This window comes from Brevibacterium picturae, assembly GCF_900105045.1.
Classification (GTDB): domain Bacteria; phylum Actinomycetota; class Actinomycetes; order Actinomycetales; family Brevibacteriaceae; genus Brevibacterium; species Brevibacterium picturae.
In genome coordinates, this window is record NZ_LT629739.1 from 2,754,865 (window position 1) to 2,776,812 (window position 21,948).

The 21,948-nt window shown below is 63.4% G+C and carries 20 protein-coding genes; 15 read left to right on the plus strand and 5 right to left on the minus strand.

Annotated features, from left to right (window positions below; translation table 11 throughout):
* Positions 1-11: 11 nt before the first annotated feature.
* From BLT92_RS12655 to BLT92_RS12670, 4 genes are read left to right on the plus strand one after another with little or no spacing between them, the layout of a single operon-like run.
* A complete protein-coding gene (locus BLT92_RS12655) occupies positions 12-1,100 on the plus strand; it encodes a dipeptidase (RefSeq protein ID WP_092106054.1) in 1,089 nt (362 codons plus the stop codon).
* A complete protein-coding gene (locus BLT92_RS12660) occupies positions 1,097-1,807 on the plus strand; it encodes a type 1 glutamine amidotransferase (RefSeq protein WP_092106056.1) in 711 nt (236 codons plus the stop codon). Before BLT92_RS12655 ends, BLT92_RS12660 begins: the two co-directional genes overlap by 4 nt.
* 39 nt (positions 1,808-1,846) lie before the next feature.
* The gene (locus tag BLT92_RS12665; protein WP_092106058.1) at positions 1,847-3,277 is read left to right on the plus strand and encodes an APC family permease; all 1,431 of its coding nucleotides are present in this window, start codon (positions 1,847-1,849) and stop codon (positions 3,275-3,277) included.
* A gap of 49 nt (positions 3,278-3,326) precedes the next feature.
* Complete coding sequence (locus tag BLT92_RS12670) at positions 3,327-3,722, plus strand: universal stress protein (RefSeq protein ID WP_092106060.1); 396 nt, start codon at positions 3,327-3,329, stop codon at positions 3,720-3,722.
* Positions 3,723-3,783: 61 nt separating this feature from the next.
* On the opposite strand, the gene BLT92_RS12675 is transcribed toward BLT92_RS12670, so the two are convergent.
* Positions 3,784-4,824 carry an NAD(P)/FAD-dependent oxidoreductase gene (locus BLT92_RS12675; protein ID WP_092106062.1) on the minus strand — a complete coding sequence of 347 codons (1,041 nt, stop codon included), beginning with the start codon at positions 4,822-4,824 and terminating at the stop codon, positions 3,784-3,786.
* 429 nt (positions 4,825-5,253) lie between these two features.
* Here BLT92_RS12675 and BLT92_RS12680 point away from each other — a divergent pair, with 429 nt between their 5' ends.
* The 3 genes from BLT92_RS12680 (at position 5,254) to BLT92_RS12690 (ending at position 10,169) form a co-directional block, all read left to right on the plus strand.
* Entirely contained in the window at positions 5,254-7,542 is a 2,289-nt protein-coding gene (locus BLT92_RS12680; protein ID WP_092106063.1) for an HNH endonuclease signature motif containing protein, read from the plus strand.
* Between the two features lie 88 nt (positions 7,543-7,630).
* Entirely contained in the window at positions 7,631-8,704 is a 1,074-nt protein-coding gene (locus tag BLT92_RS12685) for an LLM class flavin-dependent oxidoreductase (RefSeq protein ID WP_269457395.1), read from the plus strand.
* A gap of 373 nt (positions 8,705-9,077) precedes the next feature.
* Positions 9,078-10,169 (plus strand): C40 family peptidase, encoded by a 1,092-nt coding sequence (locus BLT92_RS12690; RefSeq protein WP_231938809.1) that lies wholly within the window; start codon positions 9,078-9,080, stop codon positions 10,167-10,169.
* 253 nt (positions 10,170-10,422) lie between these two features.
* On the opposite strand, the gene pepN is transcribed toward BLT92_RS12690, so the two are convergent.
* Positions 10,423-13,200, minus strand: a complete 2,778-nt coding sequence (gene pepN / locus BLT92_RS12695; protein WP_092106067.1) for an aminopeptidase N — start codon at positions 13,198-13,200, stop codon at positions 10,423-10,425.
* Between the two features lie 83 nt (positions 13,201-13,283).
* Here pepN and BLT92_RS12700 point away from each other — a divergent pair, with 83 nt between their 5' ends.
* Positions 13,284-14,432, plus strand: a complete 1,149-nt coding sequence (locus tag BLT92_RS12700) for an FUSC family protein (RefSeq protein ID WP_092106069.1) — start codon at positions 13,284-13,286, stop codon at positions 14,430-14,432.
* Positions 14,433-14,484: 52 nt separating this feature from the next.
* Here BLT92_RS12700 and BLT92_RS12705 read toward each other — a convergent pair whose 3' ends face one another.
* Positions 14,485-15,162 carry a helix-turn-helix domain-containing protein gene (locus BLT92_RS12705; RefSeq protein WP_231938811.1) on the minus strand — a complete coding sequence of 226 codons (678 nt, stop codon included), beginning with the start codon at positions 15,160-15,162 and terminating at the stop codon, positions 14,485-14,487.
* Between the two features lie 65 nt (positions 15,163-15,227).
* On the opposite strand from BLT92_RS12705, the gene BLT92_RS12710 reads away from it, so the two are divergent.
* The 7 genes from BLT92_RS12710 (at position 15,228) to BLT92_RS12740 (ending at position 20,139) form a co-directional block, all read left to right on the plus strand.
* The gene (locus tag BLT92_RS12710; protein ID WP_092106071.1) at positions 15,228-15,977 is read left to right on the plus strand and encodes an AzlC family ABC transporter permease; all 750 of its coding nucleotides are present in this window, start codon (positions 15,228-15,230) and stop codon (positions 15,975-15,977) included.
* On the plus strand, positions 15,974-16,411 hold the full coding sequence (locus BLT92_RS12715) for an AzlD domain-containing protein (RefSeq protein ID WP_092106073.1): 438 nt from the start codon (positions 15,974-15,976) through the stop codon (positions 16,409-16,411). Before BLT92_RS12710 ends, BLT92_RS12715 begins: the two co-directional genes overlap by 4 nt.
* A 128-nt stretch (positions 16,412-16,539) precedes the next feature.
* Positions 16,540-16,869, plus strand: a complete 330-nt coding sequence (locus BLT92_RS12720; RefSeq protein ID WP_092106075.1) for a DUF2516 family protein — start codon at positions 16,540-16,542, stop codon at positions 16,867-16,869.
* Positions 16,870-16,888: 19 nt separating this feature from the next.
* Positions 16,889-17,704 (plus strand): alpha/beta fold hydrolase, encoded by an 816-nt coding sequence (locus tag BLT92_RS12725; RefSeq protein WP_092106077.1) that lies wholly within the window; start codon positions 16,889-16,891, stop codon positions 17,702-17,704.
* 9 nt (positions 17,705-17,713) lie between these two features.
* Positions 17,714-19,198 (plus strand): glycosyltransferase, encoded by a 1,485-nt coding sequence (locus BLT92_RS12730; RefSeq protein WP_092106079.1) that lies wholly within the window; start codon positions 17,714-17,716, stop codon positions 19,196-19,198.
* Between the two features lie 34 nt (positions 19,199-19,232).
* Positions 19,233-19,772: a YbjN domain-containing protein gene (locus BLT92_RS12735; protein ID WP_092109283.1), complete on the plus strand. Its 540-nt coding sequence runs from the start codon at positions 19,233-19,235 to the stop codon at positions 19,770-19,772.
* Positions 19,765-20,139 (plus strand): iron chaperone, encoded by a 375-nt coding sequence (locus BLT92_RS12740; protein WP_092106081.1) that lies wholly within the window; start codon positions 19,765-19,767, stop codon positions 20,137-20,139. Before BLT92_RS12735 ends, BLT92_RS12740 begins: the two co-directional genes overlap by 8 nt.
* Positions 20,140-20,207: 68 nt before the next feature.
* Here the strand turns inward: BLT92_RS12740 and BLT92_RS12745 are convergent, their stop codons facing one another.
* Together BLT92_RS12745 and BLT92_RS12750 are read right to left on the minus strand one after the other, a co-directional pair.
* Positions 20,208-20,825, minus strand: a complete 618-nt coding sequence (locus BLT92_RS12745; protein ID WP_197679613.1) for a GNAT family N-acetyltransferase — start codon at positions 20,823-20,825, stop codon at positions 20,208-20,210.
* Positions 20,822-21,826 (minus strand): bile acid:sodium symporter family protein, encoded by a 1,005-nt coding sequence (locus tag BLT92_RS12750; RefSeq protein WP_092106083.1) that lies wholly within the window; start codon positions 21,824-21,826, stop codon positions 20,822-20,824. Before BLT92_RS12750 ends, BLT92_RS12745 begins: the two co-directional genes overlap by 4 nt.
* Positions 21,827-21,948 lie beyond the last annotated feature (122 nt).

The window sequence follows — 21,948 nt, forward strand, 5'->3', positions numbered from 1 at the left end:
GGAGCACACTCATGACATACGACGTCTTCGACGGACACAACGACCTGGCCTGGTACCTGCGGGAGGAGCGCGACTACAGCGTTGCCGGGCTCAACGACCCCAGCGTCTCACCCTTCACGACGATGGATCAGCTGCGCGAAGGCCACGTTGCCGCGCAGTACTGGTCGGTCTACGTCCACTCCTCGATCACCGGGGCGGAGGCGATCAAGGCCACCTGGGAACAGATCGACGCGGTGCAGCGCGTCGTCACCGCCTACCCCGAGCGGCTCCAGTTCGCCCGCACCGCCGCCGAGGTGGTCGCCGCCCGTGACGCCGGAAAGGTGGCCTCACTGATGGGCGTCGAAGGCGGACAGCAGATCGACGAATCACTGGCCGTGCTCCGCTCCTATGCGCGCGCCGGGTCCCGGTACATGACCCTGACCTGGTCGACGACGCACTCCTGGGCCGACTCGGCCACGGATGAACCGCAGCACGATGGACTCAGTGCCTTCGGCCGCGAGGTCGTGGCGGAGATGAACCGGATCGGCATGATCGTCGATCTCTCACACGTCGCGCCGAGCGTCATGCACCAGTCTCTGGACATCTCCACGCTGCCCGTGATCTTCACCCACTCCTGCGCCTTCGGGCTCAACCCGCATCCGCGCAACATCCCCGACGACGTTCTCGATCGGGTGCCTGGCAATGGGGGAGTGGCGATGATGACCTTCGTGCCCTCCTTCGTCTCGAACGCACGTCGCGAATGGGTCGACGCCGGAGAGAACGGCACCGCCCCCGAGGTGACCGTGGCCGATGTCGCCGACCACTGCGACTACGTCCGCGAGCGGATCGGAATCGACCACATCGGCCTCGGCGGGGACATCTGCGGTGTCGATGAACTGCCGCAGGGGCTCGGCGACGCCGGTCAGTATCCTGCGCTCTTCGAGGAGTTGGCCGGTCGCGGCTGGTCGGACACTGATCTGCGCAAGCTCGGCTTCGACAACGCGATGCGGGTCCTCGAAGCACACGAGGAAGCGTATAGGCAGTTCCTTGGGACGTCGGCGGGGACGGCCACCTCGGCGGGTGTGGGGCAGGCGGACGCCTCGGCGGGGGAGCACGCATGACTCGGCTGCTCGTCATCGTCAACCACATCGAATCCCAGCCGGGAATGCTCACGCAGTGGATGATCAGCGAGAACGTCGAGTTCGACCTGCGCATCGGCGGTGTGTCCCGACTTCCCGAGCCGAGCGCCCTGAATGGCTACGACGGGCTGATCATGCTCGGAGGCGGATACATGCCCGATGAGACCGATCGTGCTCCCTGGCTCGAGGCCGAGGCGCGGCTGTCACGGCAGGCGCTGGAGACGGGCCTGCCGCAGTTCGGCATCTGCCTCGGCGGCCAGCTCATCGCCCATGTCATCGGCGGTGATGTGCGGGCACGCACCGGGGCCCCGGAGAAGGGGTACACCTGGATCGACATGACTGCGGACGCTGCGCTGGACCCGGTGTTCTCCGCCATCGGAACACGCGCGGCCTTCGTCGAGAGTCATGTCGATCGGATCGTCGATCTGCCGCCCGAAGCAACCCTGCTTGCGACCAGCAGTGCCTGCCGATTCCAGGCGTTTCGCATCGGCAATGCCTGGGGGACACAGTTCCATCCCGAGGCTTCGGGGCAGAATATCCGCAACTGGGATGCGAAAAAACTGCAACAATTGGGTTTCGATAAAGATACCCTGTTGGATCAGGCAGAGGAACGCGGCGAGGACAGTCGGCGAGACGCGAAGGCGCTCCTGACGGCTTTCCTCGACGTGGTACGCAACAGACACGAGTGATCGCGGGGATGCGATCGCATAGAGCAATGAGGAGTCATCGTGAGTCAGAGCGGTAACACCACCAAGGATGGTCCGGGGGCAGGGCAGCAGCCGGAGACCCTCAAGCGGGTCATGGGCCCCAAACTTCTGCTCCTCTTCATTGTCGGCGACATCCTGGGCACCGGCGTCTATGCGCTGACGGGCAAGGTCGCCGGACAGGTGGGAGGTGCCGGATGGCTGCCGGTCATCCTCGCCTTCAGCATCGCCGCGATCACGGCGTTCTCCTACATGGAGCTCGTCACCAAGTACCCGCACGCCGCTGGTGCCGCGTTGTACACGCACAAGGCCTTCGGGGTCCACTTCGTCACCTTCCTCGTCGCCTTCGCCGTCCTCAGCTCCGGAATCACCTCGGCATCGACGGCGTCGACGGTGTTCGCGGAGAACATGGCTGCCGGGTTCGGCTGGGACCTCCCTGCCACAGCCACGATGTGGATAGCGGTCGGCTTCCTCGCGCTTGTCGCGGCGATCAACCTCCGCGGTGTGAGTGAGAGCGTGTGGTTCAACGTGGTCCTGACCATGATCGAGCTCACCGGCCTGCTGTTGGTCATCCTCGTCGGGTTCTTCGCCCTCGGTTCGGGCAGCGCCGACTTCTCACGGGTGATGATCTTCGAGACCGCCGACGACAAGAGCATTTTCCTGGCGGTCACCGCGGCTACCTCGCTGGCGTTCTTCTCGATGGTCGGATTCGAGGACTCTGTGAACATGGTCGAGGAGACCAAGGACCCACAGGTCTTCCCGAAGATCATGCTCAGTGGTCTGACGATCACCGGCATCATCTACGTGCTGGTGTCGATCGTGGCCGTCGCCGCCGTACCGATCGGTGTGCTCAAGGAGAGCAAGACGCCGTTGCTCGAAGTCTTCGAAGCCGGTGCTCCGGGCCTGCCGATCGACGAGATCTTCCCGTTCCTGACCATGTTTGCGGTCGCAAACACGGCATTGATCAACATGCTCATGGCCAGTCGCCTGCTGTACGGGATGTCGAAGCAGAACGTGCTGCCGCCGGTGTTCGCCAAGGTTTTCAAGGGGCGCCGTTCGCCCTGGGTGTCGATCGTCTTCACCACCCTCATCGCCTTTGCTCTCATCATCGCCGTCTCCACCTTCCTGCCGGAGAGTGTGATCGCGTCCCTGGGCGGCACCACGTCGTTGCTGCTTCTGGCAGTCTTCGCGGTCGTCAACTGCGCGGTTCTCGTGCTGCGTAAGAAGACAGTCGAGCACAAGCACTTCCGCGCACCCACCTACCTCCCATGGCTGGGCGTCGTCACCTGCCTGTTCCTCGTGGGGCCGTGGGCTCGCCTCGACGACCTCATCCAGTACCAGATCGCAGTGGCGTTGATCGGCATCGGCGTCGTCCTTTGGGCGATCACCTGGTTTTGGAACCGATCGGTCAAGGGCGCAAGCACCAAGTTCCGCAACCCTGAAGAGCTCTCGTGAACGCGGGTCGCACTACGCTTCAATCTGTCTCAACTAGTGAAGGTGAAAAATGACCGTCATCGTCGGTTACGTCAACAATCCAGCAGGTCATGCGGCTCTCGACAGGGGCATCGTCGAGGCGAAGAAGGACGACGTGAACCTCGTCGTCGTCAATGCCTCCCGATCGGCCGATCGCAGCGATGCCTACCGCCTCGGCGAGGGTGAGATCAAGTCGGTCCAGGACTATCTCTCGCGCTCGGGCGTGCAGGGGCAGGTGCTCACGCGCGGTAGTGAGTACGACCCCGCCGAGCAGATCCTCGATGCCGCCGCCGAGGTGGGTGCTCAGCTGATCGTGCTCGGCACCAGGAAGCGGACCCCGGTTGGGAAGTTCCTCCTGGGATCGACGATCCAACGAGTCATCCTCGAAGCCGTCTGCCCCGTCCTCTGCGTGAAAGCCAGCCACTGAGCTGAGGCGGCGGTCGGCGGGCGCCCGCCGAGCCACGGAATTCATCGTCGGTGGGCGCTCGTTACGACACTGCCAGCTGCGACACCGAGCTCATGATGAGTTCGGCGTTGACCTGGGCACCCACCATGACGCCGCTGGCCGCGCTCGCCACCACCATGGCCACGATATCCGTGCTGTTCCCCACCGCCCAGACACCGGGCACGTCGGTTGCCCCATTCGCCTCGGCGGGTATCGACGAACCCAAACCGGTCGGGTGGTCGACGACAACGCCGCCGAGCTGCTCGAAGATTTCGCCGTTCGCGCGGAAATAGGGTCCCACGGCCAGAGCATCAAAGGTCATGTCCGGTCCGTTGATGCGCAGCGTGAGGCTGGTTGCTGTGCCACCTTGTGTGAGGCCGGTTGCGGTCGCGGAGCGTTCTACTGCTTCGACTGTGGCGTCGACGTAGGAAATGCCAAGCGTCTCGAGCATTTTCCCCTGTGCCTCGTCCGGCGCTGGAGCCGTGTGGCGCAGGAAGGTGACGCGGTCGCTGAGCTGGGAAAACATCATCGCCTGGTGGTAGGACATTGCAGTAGTGCCGATGATGCCGATGTTCTGCCCGCGAACCTCGTAGCCGTGGCAGTAGGGGCAATGGAGGACGGTCTCGCCCCACCCGTCTGCCAGTCCCGGGATGTCCGGGAGTACGTCGGTGAGGCCGGTTGCGATGATGATTCGCTTCGCCTCGATGGTGGTTGCCACCGACGTCTCGAGGACGAAGTTCAGCGACTCTGTTGCCTGCGCACTGTTGTGAGCACTGATGACTGAGCCGTCGACGAACTGGACTCCGTACGCTTCGGCTTCCCGACGTCCCTTGGCCACGAGCTCAAGCGGGTTGATGCCCTCATGGCCGAGGACGTTGTGAGCGTGAGCGCTCGGCGCGTTGCGAGGGGAGCCGGCGTCGATGACGATGACGCTGCGCAGTGAGCGGGCCAAGGCGATCGACGCGGCCAGGCCACCGGCGCCTCCACCGATGATTGCCACCTCGGCGACGAGCTTCTGCCGGCTCTGCGGGTTCTGTGGCGTGGGTTGCGGCTGGGTCTGCGGCGTGGAGCATGATTCTGACATTGCGGTCCTTGGCTTGTGGGGTGAGGAAGCGGGCATGTTTACAGTTTCGCCCGACAGCTGTCCGATGTGCAAGCAAGATTGCGTAATGGAAAAATGTTCGGGAAGAGATCCGTGGTCGGGATGCGTGCTTACGACACATTCCGGCATTTGCTCGAGCGTGGGGGAGTCCGCCTCAGGGCACGAGGTCGCCGAGGTTGCGGTTGGGTTGCTCGGTCATTTGAGGAGATGGGTGGCTGGCGTCCTCACCTGGGCTGACTTTGCCCTCACCTGACCTAGCCTAGTTCCAGGGGAGATCAATATAGAATATCGTCGAATAGTCCTACCGAACGATACAGGAAATAGAACAAAACTATGGACTTCTCGCCTATGATGAGAGTAAACTTGGAATCAAGCGGACAACAGAGCAGTTGACGAACGGATTCCGAGACCATGACCCTCACCCCCGACCGCAAGCGCGTCAAGCAGAACAGGCGTAACGAACCTGCCTCTTCCGCTGTCCCTGCAGGTGAGGAAGAGGGCAACGAAGGCGAAGATTCTCCTACCTATCGAGAGCTCCTGCGCGAGGCCGGCTTCGACCTGGATGGTCATCCATTGGCAGATCGCTTCGATGAAGTAGCTTCGCCGCCTCCAGGCGAATTCGAATTCGCCGATGCAGGGCATCCTGCGGAACCTACAGAACATGCCGAACCCACGGAATCTGCAGGCGCCGGTGAACCTACTGAGCTCGATGAACACATTGAGCCGACAAGCCTCGACGAGCCCACAGAATCTGAGCGGAGAGCCCGGTGGGGTGGCCGAAGTCTGTGGGACGCGAGCGTTGACGATCAGGATGCGAAGGCCGAACTCAAGCGTCGTGCCGCAGAGCTGGACGCTGAAAAAGAAGAGTGGATGCGCAGGAAGGTCGAGGAGGCCGAGGCCGAACGTAGCGCCGACCAGGGCACCTCGGATAGCAGCGAAGAAGACTGGGCGGCTTCTCTGGACGCCCAGTCCGCCGCCGAATCGAATGGCGGAGTGCCCTCGTGCCGTCCCGGACGCTCGAGCGAGGTCGGCTCCGCTTCTGTACGGGGTGCCGTCACTGACTCCGACAGTGGCCCCACCTCGGAACATCCTCTTCTTGACGAGCACGCGTGGGCGAATCTTGCGCGCATCGCTCCCGAAGTCGTGAACAGCATCAATGGACTGCGGTCTCTCGCCGACGACTTCCAGGCGCTCAACCGTCCGATGAGTCCCGACGACGCGATAACAGTGGTGGACGGGCTGGAGACGGTCAATCGGTTGGTCGAATCGCTTTCGGTCGTGACGCTTTCCGTCTTCGAACGGGCAGGCACTCCCCGCGACTATGGGGCGAAGTCGACGAAGGCGCTGGTCCAGAATCGGCTCAACCTCTCCGAGCGAGAGGCGTACCGGCGATCCGACATGGCAGAACAACTTGGAGACCAGGTCAATTTCGGCGGGCAGCCGGTGGGCTCCAAATTTCCCGTGGTATCCGAAGCACTGCGCAATGGATCGCTGTCATCGACGCAAGCCAGCACAATCATCGGATGTTTGAAGGGTCTTCCATTACGAGTTGGTCAGGACGAACAGCTCAAAGCGGAACGAATCCTGGTCGAAAAGGCACCGGCGGTGCGTGTGAAGGACATCCAGCAGCTATTCAACGAGATCCTCGGATGGCTTGACCCTGATGGCGAATTCCCGGATGAGGCCACAAAACGTGATGACCTCTCGGTCAGCCTGCGCCAGCGTAAAGATGGCACCTGGGTCCTCAGGGGAATCCTCGATCCCGTGACGGGTGGCATCATGAGCGGGCACCTTACCTCGCGAATCAAGGCCGAGGACAAAGAGACTTCAACTAACGAGAAAGACGGCGAAAAGGTCACAGACACAGCTACAGGCGCAGGCGCGCTGGCCACAGATTCCACCTCAGCAGCCGACCAGGAAGTGGTCGACGTATTTAGACAAGTCCTGCAGGGCGAACGATCAGACGCGGTAGACCCGTCTTTGAACCTTGGCGTCGTTCTTCAGCCCAACGGTGGGTCGGATGATGCGAAGAAGGCGAGTGCCGAAGGTGACCAGGATGTGCCGCCCGGATACGGCGTGAGAGAAGATGGCTCCCTGGTAGCGATGGCAGGTCGCCAGCCGAGCGTGAAGAACAAAATCTACGAACGGTTCGCCACAATGATCGGCCGGATCGAAATGAAGCGAGTGATGGCGGGTTCACCCTTCGCGCTCGTGGTCACGGCAAAGGCTGAAGACCTTGCGGAGGGGGCCGGTCGCGCGGTCACCGACTCCGAGGCGGCGTTTCCGATGCAGACAGCTTCCTACGAAGGACTGAACGGCTCAGTGTTCTTCCACCTCATGGGCGAAAAAACGAAGACCATGGAGCTCGCCACCGAGAGACGATTCGCCACCTCAAAACAATTGGCGATCATTTCCAGCAGAGACCAAGGGTGTACATTCCCCGGTTGTGACACTCCGCCGGGATGGTGCGACGCTCACCATATCGTTCCGTGGGCGAATGAGGGCACGACTGATGTCAATAATCTGACTTTGGCATGCGGGTCTCACCACCACCTGATCGACGATACGGATTGGCACACTGTGATGCTCAAGGACGGCCGCCCCGCATGGGTACCTCCGGTATCGATCGATCCAGCCCGACGCCCGATCCTGCACGCACGATTCATTGCGAAAGAGATTACAGATACGCTTTTCGACTAGTGCCAGGCCAGCACGGCAATGGGGAAGTGTGCCTCAGATCCCGTAGTCGAGGCGGAATGAACCTGGTGGGGTGGCTGTTGCCATGAATATGGAGCTTTCTATTCTTGACCTTGTGCCGGTCCGTGTCGGACAGAGCACCTCAGATACATTCGCCGCTTCCCACGAACTCATCCAGTCCGCGGATAAGCTCGGATACACCCGCTACTGGGTAGCCGAACACCACAACATGCCCTCGATCGCTTCAACGATGCCAGGCGCCGAACTCATGTACCTCGGTCAGGGAACCGAACGTATTCGCCTCGGATCCGGCGGAGTTATGTTGCCCAACCACGCTCCTCTGGCCGTCGCGGAACTCTTCTCCCTCCTCTCGGCGGTCTACGGTGATCGCATTGACCTGGGAATCGGACGGGCGCCCGGGACGGACCCGATCACCTCGGCGGCAATGAGGGGCCACCTCGGCGAAGGGCGCATGGTTGATCGTGAGGGACAGACCGTCGACCCTGTCGAACAGTTCCCGCAGCACGTCATCGATACATTGAGCCTGATGACCCCCGAGGGCCTGCGCATTCCGCTCCACGGAGGACGCGAGCACGTTCTGCACGCGACGCCTGCGGCGGTCCCGGGAATACAGCCGCTGCCATGGCTGCTGGGTTCCTCCGGTTACTCCGCGCGCTTGGCTGCTCAACTCGGCATGCCATATGTCTTCGCCAACCACTTCGCGGCGGGTGCCACGACCGGAATGAAGATCTATCGCGACAACTTCACCCCGGGTGCCTACGGCGACGAACCGCAGACCTTTGTCACGGTCAACGCTGTGGTCTCGCCGACTGAAGAGGAAGCGCAGCTGCGCTCGGAACCGTTCCTGCTGCAGATGTCTCGTATGCGGACCGGTGGGCGGATGGAACCACTGCGCTTGGCCGGCGACGATGTCCGGTCGGTCAGGACCGATCAGGAACGAATGGTCGGCGAAGAGATGTCAGAGAACTGGATCATCGGAGATGCCGCATCGGCAAAGGCGCAGCTCGAAGAACTCGCCAGCCGGTTCGAGGTCGACGAGATCATGATCCAGCCCGTCTCAGGAGCGATGGAGGGGGAGGACTTCCGTCAGGACGCCGCCCGGATCCAGTCCCTCGAGCTGCTGGCAGCCGAGTTCCTCAGCTGACAGCAACGGTCTGGTCTGACAGCAACGGCCTGAGCTGAACAACACCACATATTGCACTGAAGGCGGCGCCCCGAGCTGAGGACGCCGCCTTCAGTGCAAATGCTCGCCCGAAGTCTCATCTCTATATCGATTCGGACAAGTGCACTTCTTTTCATCGCTGCGTCACGATATCCTGCCACAGTGTCGGCATTGCTGACTGCTATGGAGCGGGCAGTAATATTGGCACGGTGCAGCGCTTCGACGCGCATGGGTTCGATCGATGTCGACCACAGAGTTCGATACCGGTCGATGCCATGGACGGCGGAGCATGCACACCGAATGACCTTCGGAGACTTCCCCCACGCGGGAGTGACACCCGCAGACCGAAAGAGAAATGATGCGTACCAAAATTGCTGTTTCGGCGGCACTTGGGCTCGGACTTGTATTCGGCGCAGGAACTCCTGCGCTGTCGAGCAGCCTGACGTCGACCGATGAAGAATCTGCAACCGATTTGGAAGCTGCAGTCGTCCCGGGCCAAGAGCTTGAGCGGATCACTGACGGCAAGCTCGAAAAGGGCGAAACGGCCTACGTCGATGTCACTGTCGCCACCCTGTGGACCGATTCGAAAGCGCCTAGGAAGGTCGACAAGCCTGCCCTCGGCCATCCTGTCGACCTCGACAAATGGAACAAGAACCTGAAGAAGACCGATGTGCGGCGCGGTCTGACCGGCAAGGTCGAGACCCAAGCCGCATACGGCTCTGAGGTCACTGTCCTCAAAACGAAGGGCGACTGGGCCAAGGTTGCAGTCAAGGCTCAGTCGACTTCCAAGAACAAGAAAGGCTACCCCGGCTGGCTGCCGAAGAAGCAGCTTGTTGAGAACGACCGTTTCGGTCAGCTCAAGGATGACCAGCCCCGGGCGGTCGTGACGAAGAAGAAGAGCGAACTCGAGGGCATCGAATTCACGAAGGACACCGGTGCGGATGTCAGCTTCAATGTTGCTCTCCCGCTCATCGCTCAAGACGTCGACGATGTGCGCGTAGCACTCCCCGGCGGCGGCGCAGCGTGGATCGACTTCGACGACGTCGCCGTCTATGAATCCGATGGCAAGCCGGATAAGCCCAGTGGCGCCGACCTCGTCAAGACTGCGAAACAGTTCGACGGGCTGCGCTACCTGTGGGCCGGCGTCTCGTCGTACGGCTTCGACTGCTCGGGATTCACCTACAGCATCTACCGGGCCCACGGCATCGACATTCCCCGCGACTCGGGTGAGCAGGCCACAGCTGGCAAGAAGGTCTCCGAAGGCGATCTCAAGGCTGGCGACCTGCTGTTCTTCTCGACCAGCTCGGGAACCGTCCACCACGTCGGGATGTACGTCGGCGACGGCAAGATGATCCATTCTCCCAACGCGTCCAAAGACGTCTACGTCACCGACTGGAAGTCCTGGGACAAGGGCAATGAGTTCTCCGGCGCCCGCCGAATCATCTGAGCCGGAGATTGAGCGGTCGGTTGGTCTCTGACCGACATTGACGCCGCAGAACAGTGCGAGGGCCGATTCCCGGTTTCACGTGGGAATCGGCCTTCGGATTCAGCCGTGGGATTCGGCCTTCGCGCTTCTCGTCGCTCTCCTGCTCAATTGGTACAGCCTCAACTGGTGTAGCAGAGCCGGAGGAAGCGGTCAGCGGCGTAAACGAAGCAGCCAGCAGAGCCGAAGGAAGCAGCCAGCGGCGTGAGCGAAGCGGTCAGTGGCGTGAGCTCTGGGTCGATTTGAGGTAGATCGCTCGAGCCAGGTCATCGCGTCGCTCGATGAGCAGGCGACGCAATGCCGCAGGGGCGTCGTTGTGTGCAGCCAACCATGCATCGGTCTTCTCGACCACTGCCTCTTCGTCAACGGACCAACGAGGGTAGAGTCCGAGCACCAGGCGCCTGGCGATCTCGATCGAATTGTCGACCCAGAAGCTCGCCAGCCGCGAGAAGTACTCATCGACATAGTTCTCGATGAGCGGCATCGACGTCGGGGCCACGAAACCGGAGATGATGGCTGAGAGCACGTCGTTGCTCAGGGCATCCGCTTCGTTGATGACCTCCCAGGCACGGATCTTCACGATCGGCAGAGGCATAGCCGCACTCGCCGTCTCTGCGTGGAGGCGGCCCGAGGAACTGGGATCAGCCTGGTTCTCGCGAGCGATATCGGTCTGGTCGGCCCAGCCCAAGCACACGAGCGCGGTCAGCGCATTCCACCGCAGAGCATGATCGCTGATCAGCCCCCTGAACGGCAGTGACGCAGCGTGGTCCGGAGCGTCAGCCCCACCGGTGCTCCCACCTGATGGATCGGTTCGCTGCTCAGACGGTGCACTCGGGGTGAGCCGATCGATCTCCTCGCCGACGGGAACAGAGAGGACCTGCGAAGCGAAGCTGCGGCCCATGGTGATCGCGGCAGTTCCCTCGAAGCAGCGTGCGGTGCGAGATGTGAGAGCAAGAACCAGAGTCGCCAGATGCAGTTGAGCATCCGAACCGGACCTGGCCGTCGCCAGCGCGTCGAGGGCGGCACCCAGCAGCCCGGAGATTGCGGTCTCGAAGTTCCTCTGCGAGACCCACTGGTCCAGGCAGGTCAGTGCCGTCTGACTCAGCCCGGCCATGATGCCGGCATGGCTCTCTTTGCCGAGGCTGCGGGCATAGGCTCTCAGATACGCCTGTACGGGAAGCAGGCCATCGCGCACAGCATTGTCCAGGGCCGACCAGACCAGGGCTCGCGAGAGCGGATCGGCGATCCGGGACACCGATCTGATCGCGGCTTCCGTCGATGCCGGATCCAACCGCACGCGTGCATAGTCGTGATCGGAGTAGTTCAGCAGCGTGATGTCGCCGAGGGTGCGCCCGGTGAGCTGCTCCACCTCGGCGGATTCGGTGGAGAACTCGAAGGTCAGGGTATCGAGCGGTACCAGCTTGCGCCCCGACCGTCCCAGGGTCGCGATCTCGAGCGTATGCGGACGCAGCAGCTGCGCACCGCGCGCTGAATCGGACTGAGTGATCCTCGCGCTCGTGATGCTCCCCAGACCAGAGCGCCGTGCCGACGACGTGGCACCGGAATCACCGGTCGTCGTCAGTTCCAGTGACAGTTCGGAGACTCCGGAGGTGCCCAACCATGCACCCGCCCAGGTGGCGATGTCCCGGTCAGGAGCCGCCTCGGCGAGGCATTCGAGGAAGTCCGCGAGCTCGGTATTGCGGTAGTCGAAGCGTTTGAAGTACAGGCGCGAACCGGCGAAGAAGGCCTCCCGGCCGACGAAGGCCACCAGCTGCTTGAGCACGGACGCGCCCTTGGCGTAGGTGATGCCGTCGAAGTTGAGCTTCGCTGCCTCGACGTCCGGGATGTCGGCGACGATCGGGTGCGTGGTCGGATACAGATCCTGCGTATACGCCCATGCCTTGCGGCGCAGCGCGAAGGTCACCCAGCCGTCCGTGAACCGGGTCGCCTCGGCCAGCGCCAACCCGCCCATGTAGTCGGCGAAGGACTCCTTGAGCCACAGGTCATCCCACCACTTCATGGTCACCAGGTCGCCGAACCACATGTGGGCCATTTCGTGGAGGATGACATTGGCCCGCGACTCGTAATTCGCGTCCGTGACCTTGTCCCGGAAGATCAGGCTGTCGGTGAACGTGACGAGCCCGGGATTCTCCATGGCGCCGAGGTTGTACTCCGGAACGAAGATCTGATCGTATTTGCCCCACGGGTACGGGTAGTCGAATTCAGTGCTGAAGAAGTCCAGGCCCGCCTTCGTGATCGAGAAGATATCGGAGGCATCGAGATGATCGACGAGGCTGGCGCGCGTCCAGGCACCCAACGCGACGACTTTGCCCGTCGTGGGGTCCGTCCACTCGTCTCTGGCACCCTCGTAGGGGCCGGCAGTGATGCACGTGATGTAGCTCGACTGCCGCAGCGTCGGAGCGAAATGATGAGTGACGGCGGGGGAGTCCGTGCCCGCAGTCTCCTGGCTGGCTTCCTGGCTCGGTCCCTGACTCGTCTCGTGACGGTTCGACAGGACCTGGAAATGCTCCGGGGCCGTGACGTTGAAGACGAATTCGGCCTTGAGATCCGGCTGATCGAAGTTGGCGAACACGCGGCGGGCATCGGTCGGCTCGTACTGAGTGTAGAGATAGACCTTGCCGTCGGCAGGATCGGTGAAGCGGTGCAGGCCCTCTCCCGAGGTGGAGTAGTAGGCCTGTGCCTCGATCGTCAGGGAGTTCTTTCCCCTGCGGACGGGGAAGCTCACGCGCGTGCCATCGAAATCCTCGGCGGGGTCGAGGATCTCCCCATTGATCTCGGCGAATGAGACCGAGTCCGCGATCAGGTCGATGAATGACCGGCAGTCTGCTCGGGCACTGAACTCGACGGCGGTACGAGACAGATACGTCGGAGCGCCGGTCTCGGCATTGCTGACGTCGATGTCGACGGTATAAGTCGAAACATCGAGAACTTGGGTGCGGCTCTGCGCTTCATCTCTGGTCAGGTTAGTTGTCATTCATAGCCTCCTCGGCGCACAGACTTTAGCATGTCACAATTCCGGTACGCTGGGTACAGCGGAGGCGAGCACTAGGAGGACTGATGGCGAAATCCGAGGTCAGCCAGTTGCCTCAGCGCGCCGTCAACACTGTGGTGCATCGATCTCGGATGGGTATCAAGCGTGTGCAGGCCAACGCCGGGCAGCTGATCCAGATCCCGATCGCGGCGACTGCGGCCTATGCCTTCTGCGTCTACGTGCTGGGTCATCCCTACCCTTTCCTCGCCGCGGTGGCCTCGGCCGTGGGCATCGGCCCGGTCGCGGACCGACGTCTGCGGCGAGCCACGGAGATCGGCTTCGGCGCGACCTTCGGCGTGCTCGTGGGCGAGCTCCTCGTCAACGTCTACGGCACAGGCATCTGGCAACTCACGGTGACCCTTGCCATCGGCCTCTTCATCGGCACGATGCTGAACTCCGGTGGCATCTTCATCACTCAGATCGCCGTCCAATCCGTCTACGTCGTCGTGGTTCCGGCCACAGCCACGACCCTGGCGTTTCCCCGCACCCTCGATGCCCTCACCGGTTCCGTCTGCGCGATCCTCCTCGCGCTCATCCTCCCGCGCGACGCCCGCAAGGTTCCACGAGGTCTGGCTGCGAGCATGCTCGACGAGATCAGCGCAGTCCTCCAGATGATGTCTCGGGCGCTGCGGGATTCCGACGCCGCGCTCGCCCAGCGGGCGCTGACTCGGGCCCGCGAAGCCCAGGACATCATCGATTCCTGGGGTTCCTCGCTCAAGATCTCAAAGGAAGCGGCGAAGATCAATGCCCGAGGCAGGCGTCATGCCGCCGAGGTGACCAGGCTGTCCCGTGCTCACACCCATGCCGATCGCGCCATGCGGACCATGCGAGTCATCGCCCGCAGGGTCGTGGGCATCACCGAGTTCGGCGTGGAGAAGCCGATCATCGCCGGCTACGTCGGTTCACTGTCCGAAGGGTCGAAGAAGCTCGAGGTCGCTCTGCGCCGGGGAACCGATCGGGCCCTGGCAGAAGCGGCCCTGGCCGAGGCTGCCTCCAGTCTGGATCCGCGCGCAGAGGCAAGCTGGGACATCCACGATGAGTCTCTCGTGCTGCTGCTGCGCCCGGTCGCCGTGGACCTCCTCGAAGCCTGCGGACTGACGAACGAGGCTGCCCAGAACCGACTTCCCGCGTTGAGCGAAGACACGCGGGATACGGACGACCCGCCCGCGGAGTGACCCCTGGCATGACCGAGATGAGCGAGCCTCAACTGGCCCCGAGGAGCTCTCCTCAGCGGCTCTCGACGATGAACACCACGGTCGTGTCCGGCTTGAGCGCCGTGAACTTGTGCGGCTGATCGCCGGGGTAGGTGAGGTAGTCGCCGACGTGGAGTTCATAGGAGTCCCCGAGCACCTCGATGCGAGCCGCACCCTGCCCCAGGATCACATGCTCGACGGTGCCGACGGGGTGCGGCTGCGAGTCCCGCGGCTGACCCGGTTCGGCCTGGATGAAGTAGACATCACGCCGGGCATTCGCCGGAGACGCTGAGAGCAGAGTCGCCGCATAGTTCGACGTGTTCGAGGGCAGGCTGGGCAGATCCTTCGTATGCAGGAGTGCGACCTCGTGCTGCGGGGGATCGAGCAGCCTGGCCAACGGAATGTCGAGCGCTGCAGCCAGAGCCCACATCGTCTCGACGCTGGGATTGCCGGTGCCGGCCTCCAAGCCGGACATGGTCGACTTTCCGATCCCTGCCCGACGAGCGACTTCGGAGAGGGAGAGGTTCGCGCGCATCCGTTCCCGCCTGATGGCGGCAGCGATCTGCTCACGCGGCGTTGGGCCAGACGGCGGTTCACCAGGCTCGGTGCTGGCCTCGCCAGGCTCGACGTGAGCTTCACCGGGTTCGACGCGCGCCTCGCCGCTTGTGGCTGCGGCGCTCTCGGGGGCCTCGTTGCGTGTATGAGAACTCATGAGTTCACTATAGCGACTAAGTGTTCTGGTTGACGAACATGATGCCAGTGTGCATTATATAGAACATGAGTTCTGTGTTTCGCACGATTGAGCGGGTCCTTCCGGGCTCGACCTATCGCGACGTCGCCATCGTCACGATCACGATCATCGCGGTCGCGCTGTCCTACGGGGCCATCTCCGCGGTGTCCGGGTTCCCGTGGTGGCAGACGCTGCTGCTGGCGATGTTCGCCCTCGGCGGTGCCGCAGAATTCACCTTCGTCGGCGTGATCGCTGCGGGTGGGGCCCCGATCCTTGCGGTGCTGGCAGGACTGCTGGTCAACTCGCGGAACTTCGCGTTCGGTGTGGCCGTGGGGCCGTTCTTCCCGCAGGATTGGCGGGCCCTCATCGCCGCTCACTGGATCAATGACGAGTCCATCGCCATAGCGCGCACTGTCGGCACCGATCGAGCACGGTGGCACGCATTCCTCCTCATGGGGGCGGCCATTGCGCTGATGTGGCCGAGCGGTGCCATGGTCGGGCAGTGGCTCGGCAATGTCATCGACGCTGACCTCCTCGGCCTCGATGCGGCCTTCCCGATCATCCTCTTCTGCCTCATCCGCGGGGATCTGAAGAACAGGTCCACACTGATGCTCACGGTCGCAGGTGTTCTCGTCTCGGTCCTTCTGACCCCGATCCTGCCGCTGGGCCTCGGTGCTGTGACCTCCCTGTCGGTGTTCGTCTTCGTGGCGGCTGGCTGGTCGATCCGGACAGTCATCAGGAAGCGCCGAGGCGGCACCGCCGCCGACGCCGAGGACAGTCAGGAGGGGAGCCGATGAGCCCGATCAGCTTTCTCATCGCACTCGCCGCGCTGAGCATCGGAACCTATGCGATGCGCTTCGCCGGTGTGAAGCTCGGTGCGGCCATCGCCACCAAGGGCAGACGGCGGCAGCTCACGCCCACCTCGGCGGAGGCAGACGAAGCCACAGGGCCGAGCGGCGCTGCGGTGGAGGCGCCGGACAACCCGGCGGGGGAGCTTGAGGGTGACTCGACGGCGACGGTGACGAAGTGGATGGATCGGGCGACGGTCGTTCTCATCGGTGCGGTGTTCGCGACGACGGCGATCTTCGATGGTCAGGACCTCGCAGATCCGGCGCGTCTCATCGGCGTCGGAGTGGGAGTCCTTGCCTCGATCCTGCGGGTGCCGATGCTCATCTGCGTCCTGGTGGGCATGGGCGTCTGCGCAGGCATCCGGATGACCGGGATCCTGTGAACGCCTGAGTGCCGCGGTGTCCGCGCCTTGGCTCGGTTCATGTGCGGAGGGTGACCCGGCGGTGGGGATTTCCCCAAGATCTGAGCCGACCCCGTGCCCGGGAGAGCTGCGATTGCTAGGCTGAGAGTATGGAATACATTGCTGGCTTTCAGCGCATCGTCTTTCTCGCCCTGTCCGTCGCTGCCTTCGGTCTCCAGCTGTGGGCGTTCATCGACTGCCTGCGCTACAAGGACGAGAACTACCGCGCCGTTGACAAGCAGAGCAAGAAGTTCTGGGTCATCCTCCTCGGCGTCGGTCTCGCACTCGCGCTCATCGCGCTTCCGCCGATGGGCATGCGCATCATCTTCCTCAACCTGATCGCGCTTGTCGCCGGCATCGTCTATCTCACCGATGTCCGCCCGAAGATCAAGGCCATCGATCCGCGCAATCGAAAGCAAAATCGGAACCACTGGCGCTGAGCCGCTGACGCACGCGCAGATGACGAAAGACCGCAACCTCCCGGGCCCCGATTCCGACTTCATCGCCACCTTCGGCACCGGTGAGCCCCACACGCTCTTCGGCCACGGGTTCGCCGGCGCGATCCGCGACACGCGCCCCTTCGGCACAGGCATCACCGGAACCAAGCACTTCCTCCACCTCCCCGGCCACGGCGGCCGCGACTCACCCGGTCCGGGATGGAACTACGGCCAGATCGCCGAGGCGCTGGCGCGGGCCCTGGCGTCCACCTCGGCGACTCGTGCCCTCGGAGTCTCGATGTCCGCAGGCGGGCTCCTCCGACTGCTCAGCACCACTCACCCGGCAGCCCAGACCCTTGAGAAGGTCGCACTCGTGCTTCCAGCCTCATTCACCGGATTCTCCGCCGAGGTTGCCGAAGCCAACCGTGCCCACCTGGAAAAACTGCGTGGTCTGGTCGCCGCCGCAGATGTCGAGTCCATCACCGACCTCATGCTCTCGCGCGAGCCCGCCGAGGTGGCCGAGCTCCTGCCTGCCAGAGCATGGACGAAGACGAAGGCCGAGAACCTCGTCAACACGGACATGTCGGACGGGCTCGGCTTGGCTCTCGAGATCGCCGTCGACGCGAGCGTGAGCGCTGACCCGATGGGTGCCCTGGCTCGGTTCCCAGGTGAGGTGCTCGTGCTCACCCACGAGGATGACCCTGCGCACCCGGTCGAGGTCGCCGAGGCGATTGCGGCCGCGATTCCCGAATCCCGTTTGGAGGTTCTGCCTGCGGGATCGATCCTGTGGCGCGGCCGCCACGAAGTGCGCCGGATCATCGGCGAGTTCTTTGGCTAAACTGTCACAGTGCACATATCCGTTCTCTCCCTCCACACGTCGCCCGCGGCTCAGCCGGGCCAGGGCGATGCCGGTGGCATGAATGTCTACGTCGACCAGTCGGTTCGCGCTCTGGCAGCAGCCGGCCACGTGGTCGACGTCTTCACCGCCGACCCGGGGGGCATCGACGGATTCGGCGCGCGAGTCGGATCGGGCAGCGGCTTCGGCGGGCAAGCCGACACCATCGAGATTGCTGAGAACGTCCGCCTCCATCAGCTGCCGATCGACGCGGCGACCAAGGACGAGCTGGCTGATGCCATCGACGAACTCGCACTTCTCCTCCTCGCCCAGCCGAGCTTCGCCTCTGCCGATCTGATCTGGGCCCACTATTGGATCTCCGCCGAGGCGGCACTGCGTGCGCACGAGCTGCGCACTCAGGAGACAGCCCCGCAGGAGACAGTGCCGCCGGAGGCGGCCGGGGCGACCAGGTCGGATGAGCGCCCCCGGATCGTCGTGAGCATGCACACGATCGGCGCAGTCAAGAACCGCGACTCGGAGACCAGCCACGAACGACCCCAGCGTCTGCAGGCCGAGGAGAAGATCGCCTCGGCGGTGGACCTGATCGTCGCCGGCACACCGGCGGAACGTCGCGATCTCATCCACGAACTCGGCGCCGATGCGGACACCGTGGTGGTGGCCAGGCCCGGCGTCGACCACGAGCTCTTCACTCCCGGGGACCAGAGCCGGGCACGGGCAGAACTCGGACTCGATCCGGACGAATTCATCGTCCTCTACGTGGGGCGGATGCAGTTCATCAAGGGCACAGACATCGTCGTCGACGCGATCTCCGGCCTGCGGGAGAACAACCCGCACCTGGCGTCTCGAACACGCGGAATCCTCTTGGGCGCGGTCTCGGGCCAGATGACTTCCGCAATGACTGGGGGACAGGCTTCCTCGACGATTGCGGGAGGAGAATCCGCCTCAAGTGGGGAAGGATCCGGGCAGGACGGCGCCGGACTGACCGGACCCTCGTCATCGCAGTATCTGCGTGATCTCGCCACGGCGATCGCCGCCGAACCCAGCGTCGAGGTGCGACGCCCCGTGCCCGCACACGAACTCGTCACCTACTACCGCGCGGCCGACGTTCTCCTCGTCCCCTCACGCAGCGAATCATTCGGACTGGTCGCAGCAGAGGCTTCGGCATCGGGACTGCCCGCCATCGCCTCGGCGGTCGGGGGGCTGCCCGACATCGTCGAACACGGACATTCGGGTGTGCTCATCGCCGACCATAACCCCCGGCATTGGGCGATGGCTCTTGAACGGCTGCTCCTCGACGACGAACTGCGGCGGGAGCTCTCGTGCCACTCGGTCGATCGCTCGACTCGCTTCGACTGGTCCGCCACGGTGGCGAAGGTGCTGGGAGCCATCGGCGTTCCCGACCTGAAGCTGGCGGCGATCACGACGACAGCGGATGCGCCGGAGCCGACGACAAGCCTGGTGGGGCGTCGTTGCTGAACGTACGAACGAATCGCTGACGGAAGGACACATGATGACGACCGACACTGAGACGATCCTGGCCGGAGTGAGGCAGTGGGCCCACGAGAATGAGGTCGAGGTCGACGCCCTCGAGGAGTCTCAGATCGCCGTGGTTCTGCCGGGAGAGAAGAAGCTGAAGACAACCGTGTCGATCAGCGTCTCTGCACGGACGGTGCAGCTGCAGGCGTTTGTCATTCGCCACCCGGACGAGAACGCCGAAGAGTTCAATCGCTGGTTGCTGATCAAGAACCTGAAGCCGGGCCCGGTGTCGTTCGGAATCGATACCCTCGGTGATGTGTACCTGGGGGCGAACGTTCCCCGGGAGCGCCTTCTCAATGAACTCGATTCGCTGCTGGGTGCGATTCTGGCGACTGCCGATTCCTCGTTCAACGAACTTCTGCTCATCGGCTTCCTCACGGGCATGAAGAAGGAATGGGCCTGGAGGATCAGTCGTGGCGAGTCGACGCGGAACCTCGCGGCCTTCGAAGACGTCCTCAGCGGAGAGGACAACGAATTCTTGGTAGGCAGCGAAGCGGACGGCGGGGATGCCTGAGAGCCGGCCGAGCGATGTCGACGAATACATCGCCGGTTTCGACGATGCCCCCAAACAGGACTTTCTGCGCCGCCTCCGCGACCTCAGCCGAGCCAATGCGCCCACCGCAGCCGAGAGCCTCAAATGGGGGTCTCCAGCCTATTCCCTTGACACGATCCTCTTCGTGTTCGCCGGCTACTCCAAACACGCCAACTTCGTGTTCACCCCCAGCACCAAGGACGCCTTCGCCGATCGGCTGAGTGGTTTCGACACCGGAAAGGGATCGATCAAGCTCTACTACGATCGTGAGATCCCCGTCGATCTGCTGGCCGAGATGATCGCCTACCGGATTCGGGAGTTCGACGTCGACGGCGTGAAGTGGATGTGAGGCTGCGTCCCTGCCGACGAGCTGTCGGGCCGCCGTACAGGATGCAGACGTGCTGTCGTGATCGAGTCTCAGCTCAGGTCGAACTTGAGGCCTTCGTGACTGGCCTCGTAGCCCAGACGTGCATAGAAGCGCTGGGCATCCGTGCGCGTCTTATCGGTCGTCAGCTGGGCGATCGCTGCCCCGAATCGTCGTCCGCAGGCATGCGCCCAGTCGAAGACCGCCGTGCCCAGGCCGAGACCCTGCGCGTCGGAACCGATCCTGACCGCTTCGATCTGCAGTCGTGTCGACCCTCGTCGTGACAGGCTCGGGATGAGGGTCAGCTGCAGGGTGCCGACGGTGGCGGGCAGCTGGTCATCAGCATGATTCGACTGGGAAACGTTCGTGACGTCGTCGATGGCCGCCAGCAGCTGATTGGGATCGGCGTCGATGAGACCGAAGGCATGCTGGTAGGCGGCGGCATCCTCGGCGTCGGATCTTTCGCCTTCGCGGCCGGCGCGAAGTGCGCTCTCGTGAGCATCGCGAAGTGTGCCCTCGCGACCAGCGCCGAGCGCGTCATCGCGCAGCAGGTACACCAGCCGGGGGACATCTGTTGTGGTCGCACGACGAATCAGGAATCGCCTGTCGGCGAGGGTGATCGTCTCTTGGTCGAACTCGGAGAATCCAACAGATCCCGATGCCTCGGTCACAGCGCGGCCTCCTGGGAGCTGCTGTCGTCAGCGACCTGATCACGCGGTGGTGTGTTGTAAGGCCGGCGGGCGTACACCGAGGCCAGGAGCGCACCGGAGACGTTGTGCCACACACTGAACACGGCGCCCGGAAGCGCGGCCAAGGGCGAGAAGTACGTCGTGGCCAAGGTGGAGGCGAGGCCGGAGTTCTGCAGGCCCACCTCGAAAGAGAGCGCGCGTCTGGTCGGAGTGTCCAGACGGCAGGCGGCTGCAACGCCGTAGCCGATGCCCAGTCCCAAGACGTTGTGTGTGATGACGGCCAGAAGGACGAGGAGCCCCGCCGAGGCGATGGAGTCGGCCGAGCCGGCGACGACGATCGCGACGATGTAGGCGATGGCGACCGATGCCAGCCAGGGCAGAATCGGGGCGATCGCGTCGACGAGCTTCGAGGCCACAACTCTGACGAGGACACCGACGATGACCGGCACGAGCACCGTCTGGCAGATTGAGACGAACATCGACCAGAAGGGCACGTCCATGTAGGAACCCGCCAGCCACAGAGTCAGCAAGGGAGTCAGCACCGGTGCGAGGAGGGTCGACAGCGTGGTGATCGACACCGACAGCGCGGTGTCTCCCTTGGCCAGATAGGTCACGACGTTCGACGCTGTGCCGCCGGGCGCGCAGCCGACGAGGATGACGCCGACGGCGATCTCTGCGGGAAGGCCGAACAGCGTGACGACGAGGAGGCCGAGCAGCGGCATGGCGATGTACTGGGTGGCGGCGCCGAGCGCGGCGATCCACGGCCTCTTGGCGATTCTGGCGAAGTCCGGCAGGGTCAGCGTCAGGCCCATGAAGAACATGACCACGCCGAGACTCCACGTGATTGTGGGTGCCAGGGGCGTGAACGTGTCGGGGCTGAGGAATCCGAGCACGCCGGCGATGACGACGAGGACCGGCAGCGCGGTGACAGCGATGAGCGAACTGCGGTCGGAGCGCGGTGCTTGCGTGGATGAGTCGGACATGGACTCAGGCTAGTCGCGCATGTCGGGATTCAAGACGAGGTACCGAATAGTGAGAAACGTCTCGAAGGCTCAGTCCGTGGGCGAGTCTGTGCCCGCAGGCACGGTCGTGCAAAAATGGTGTC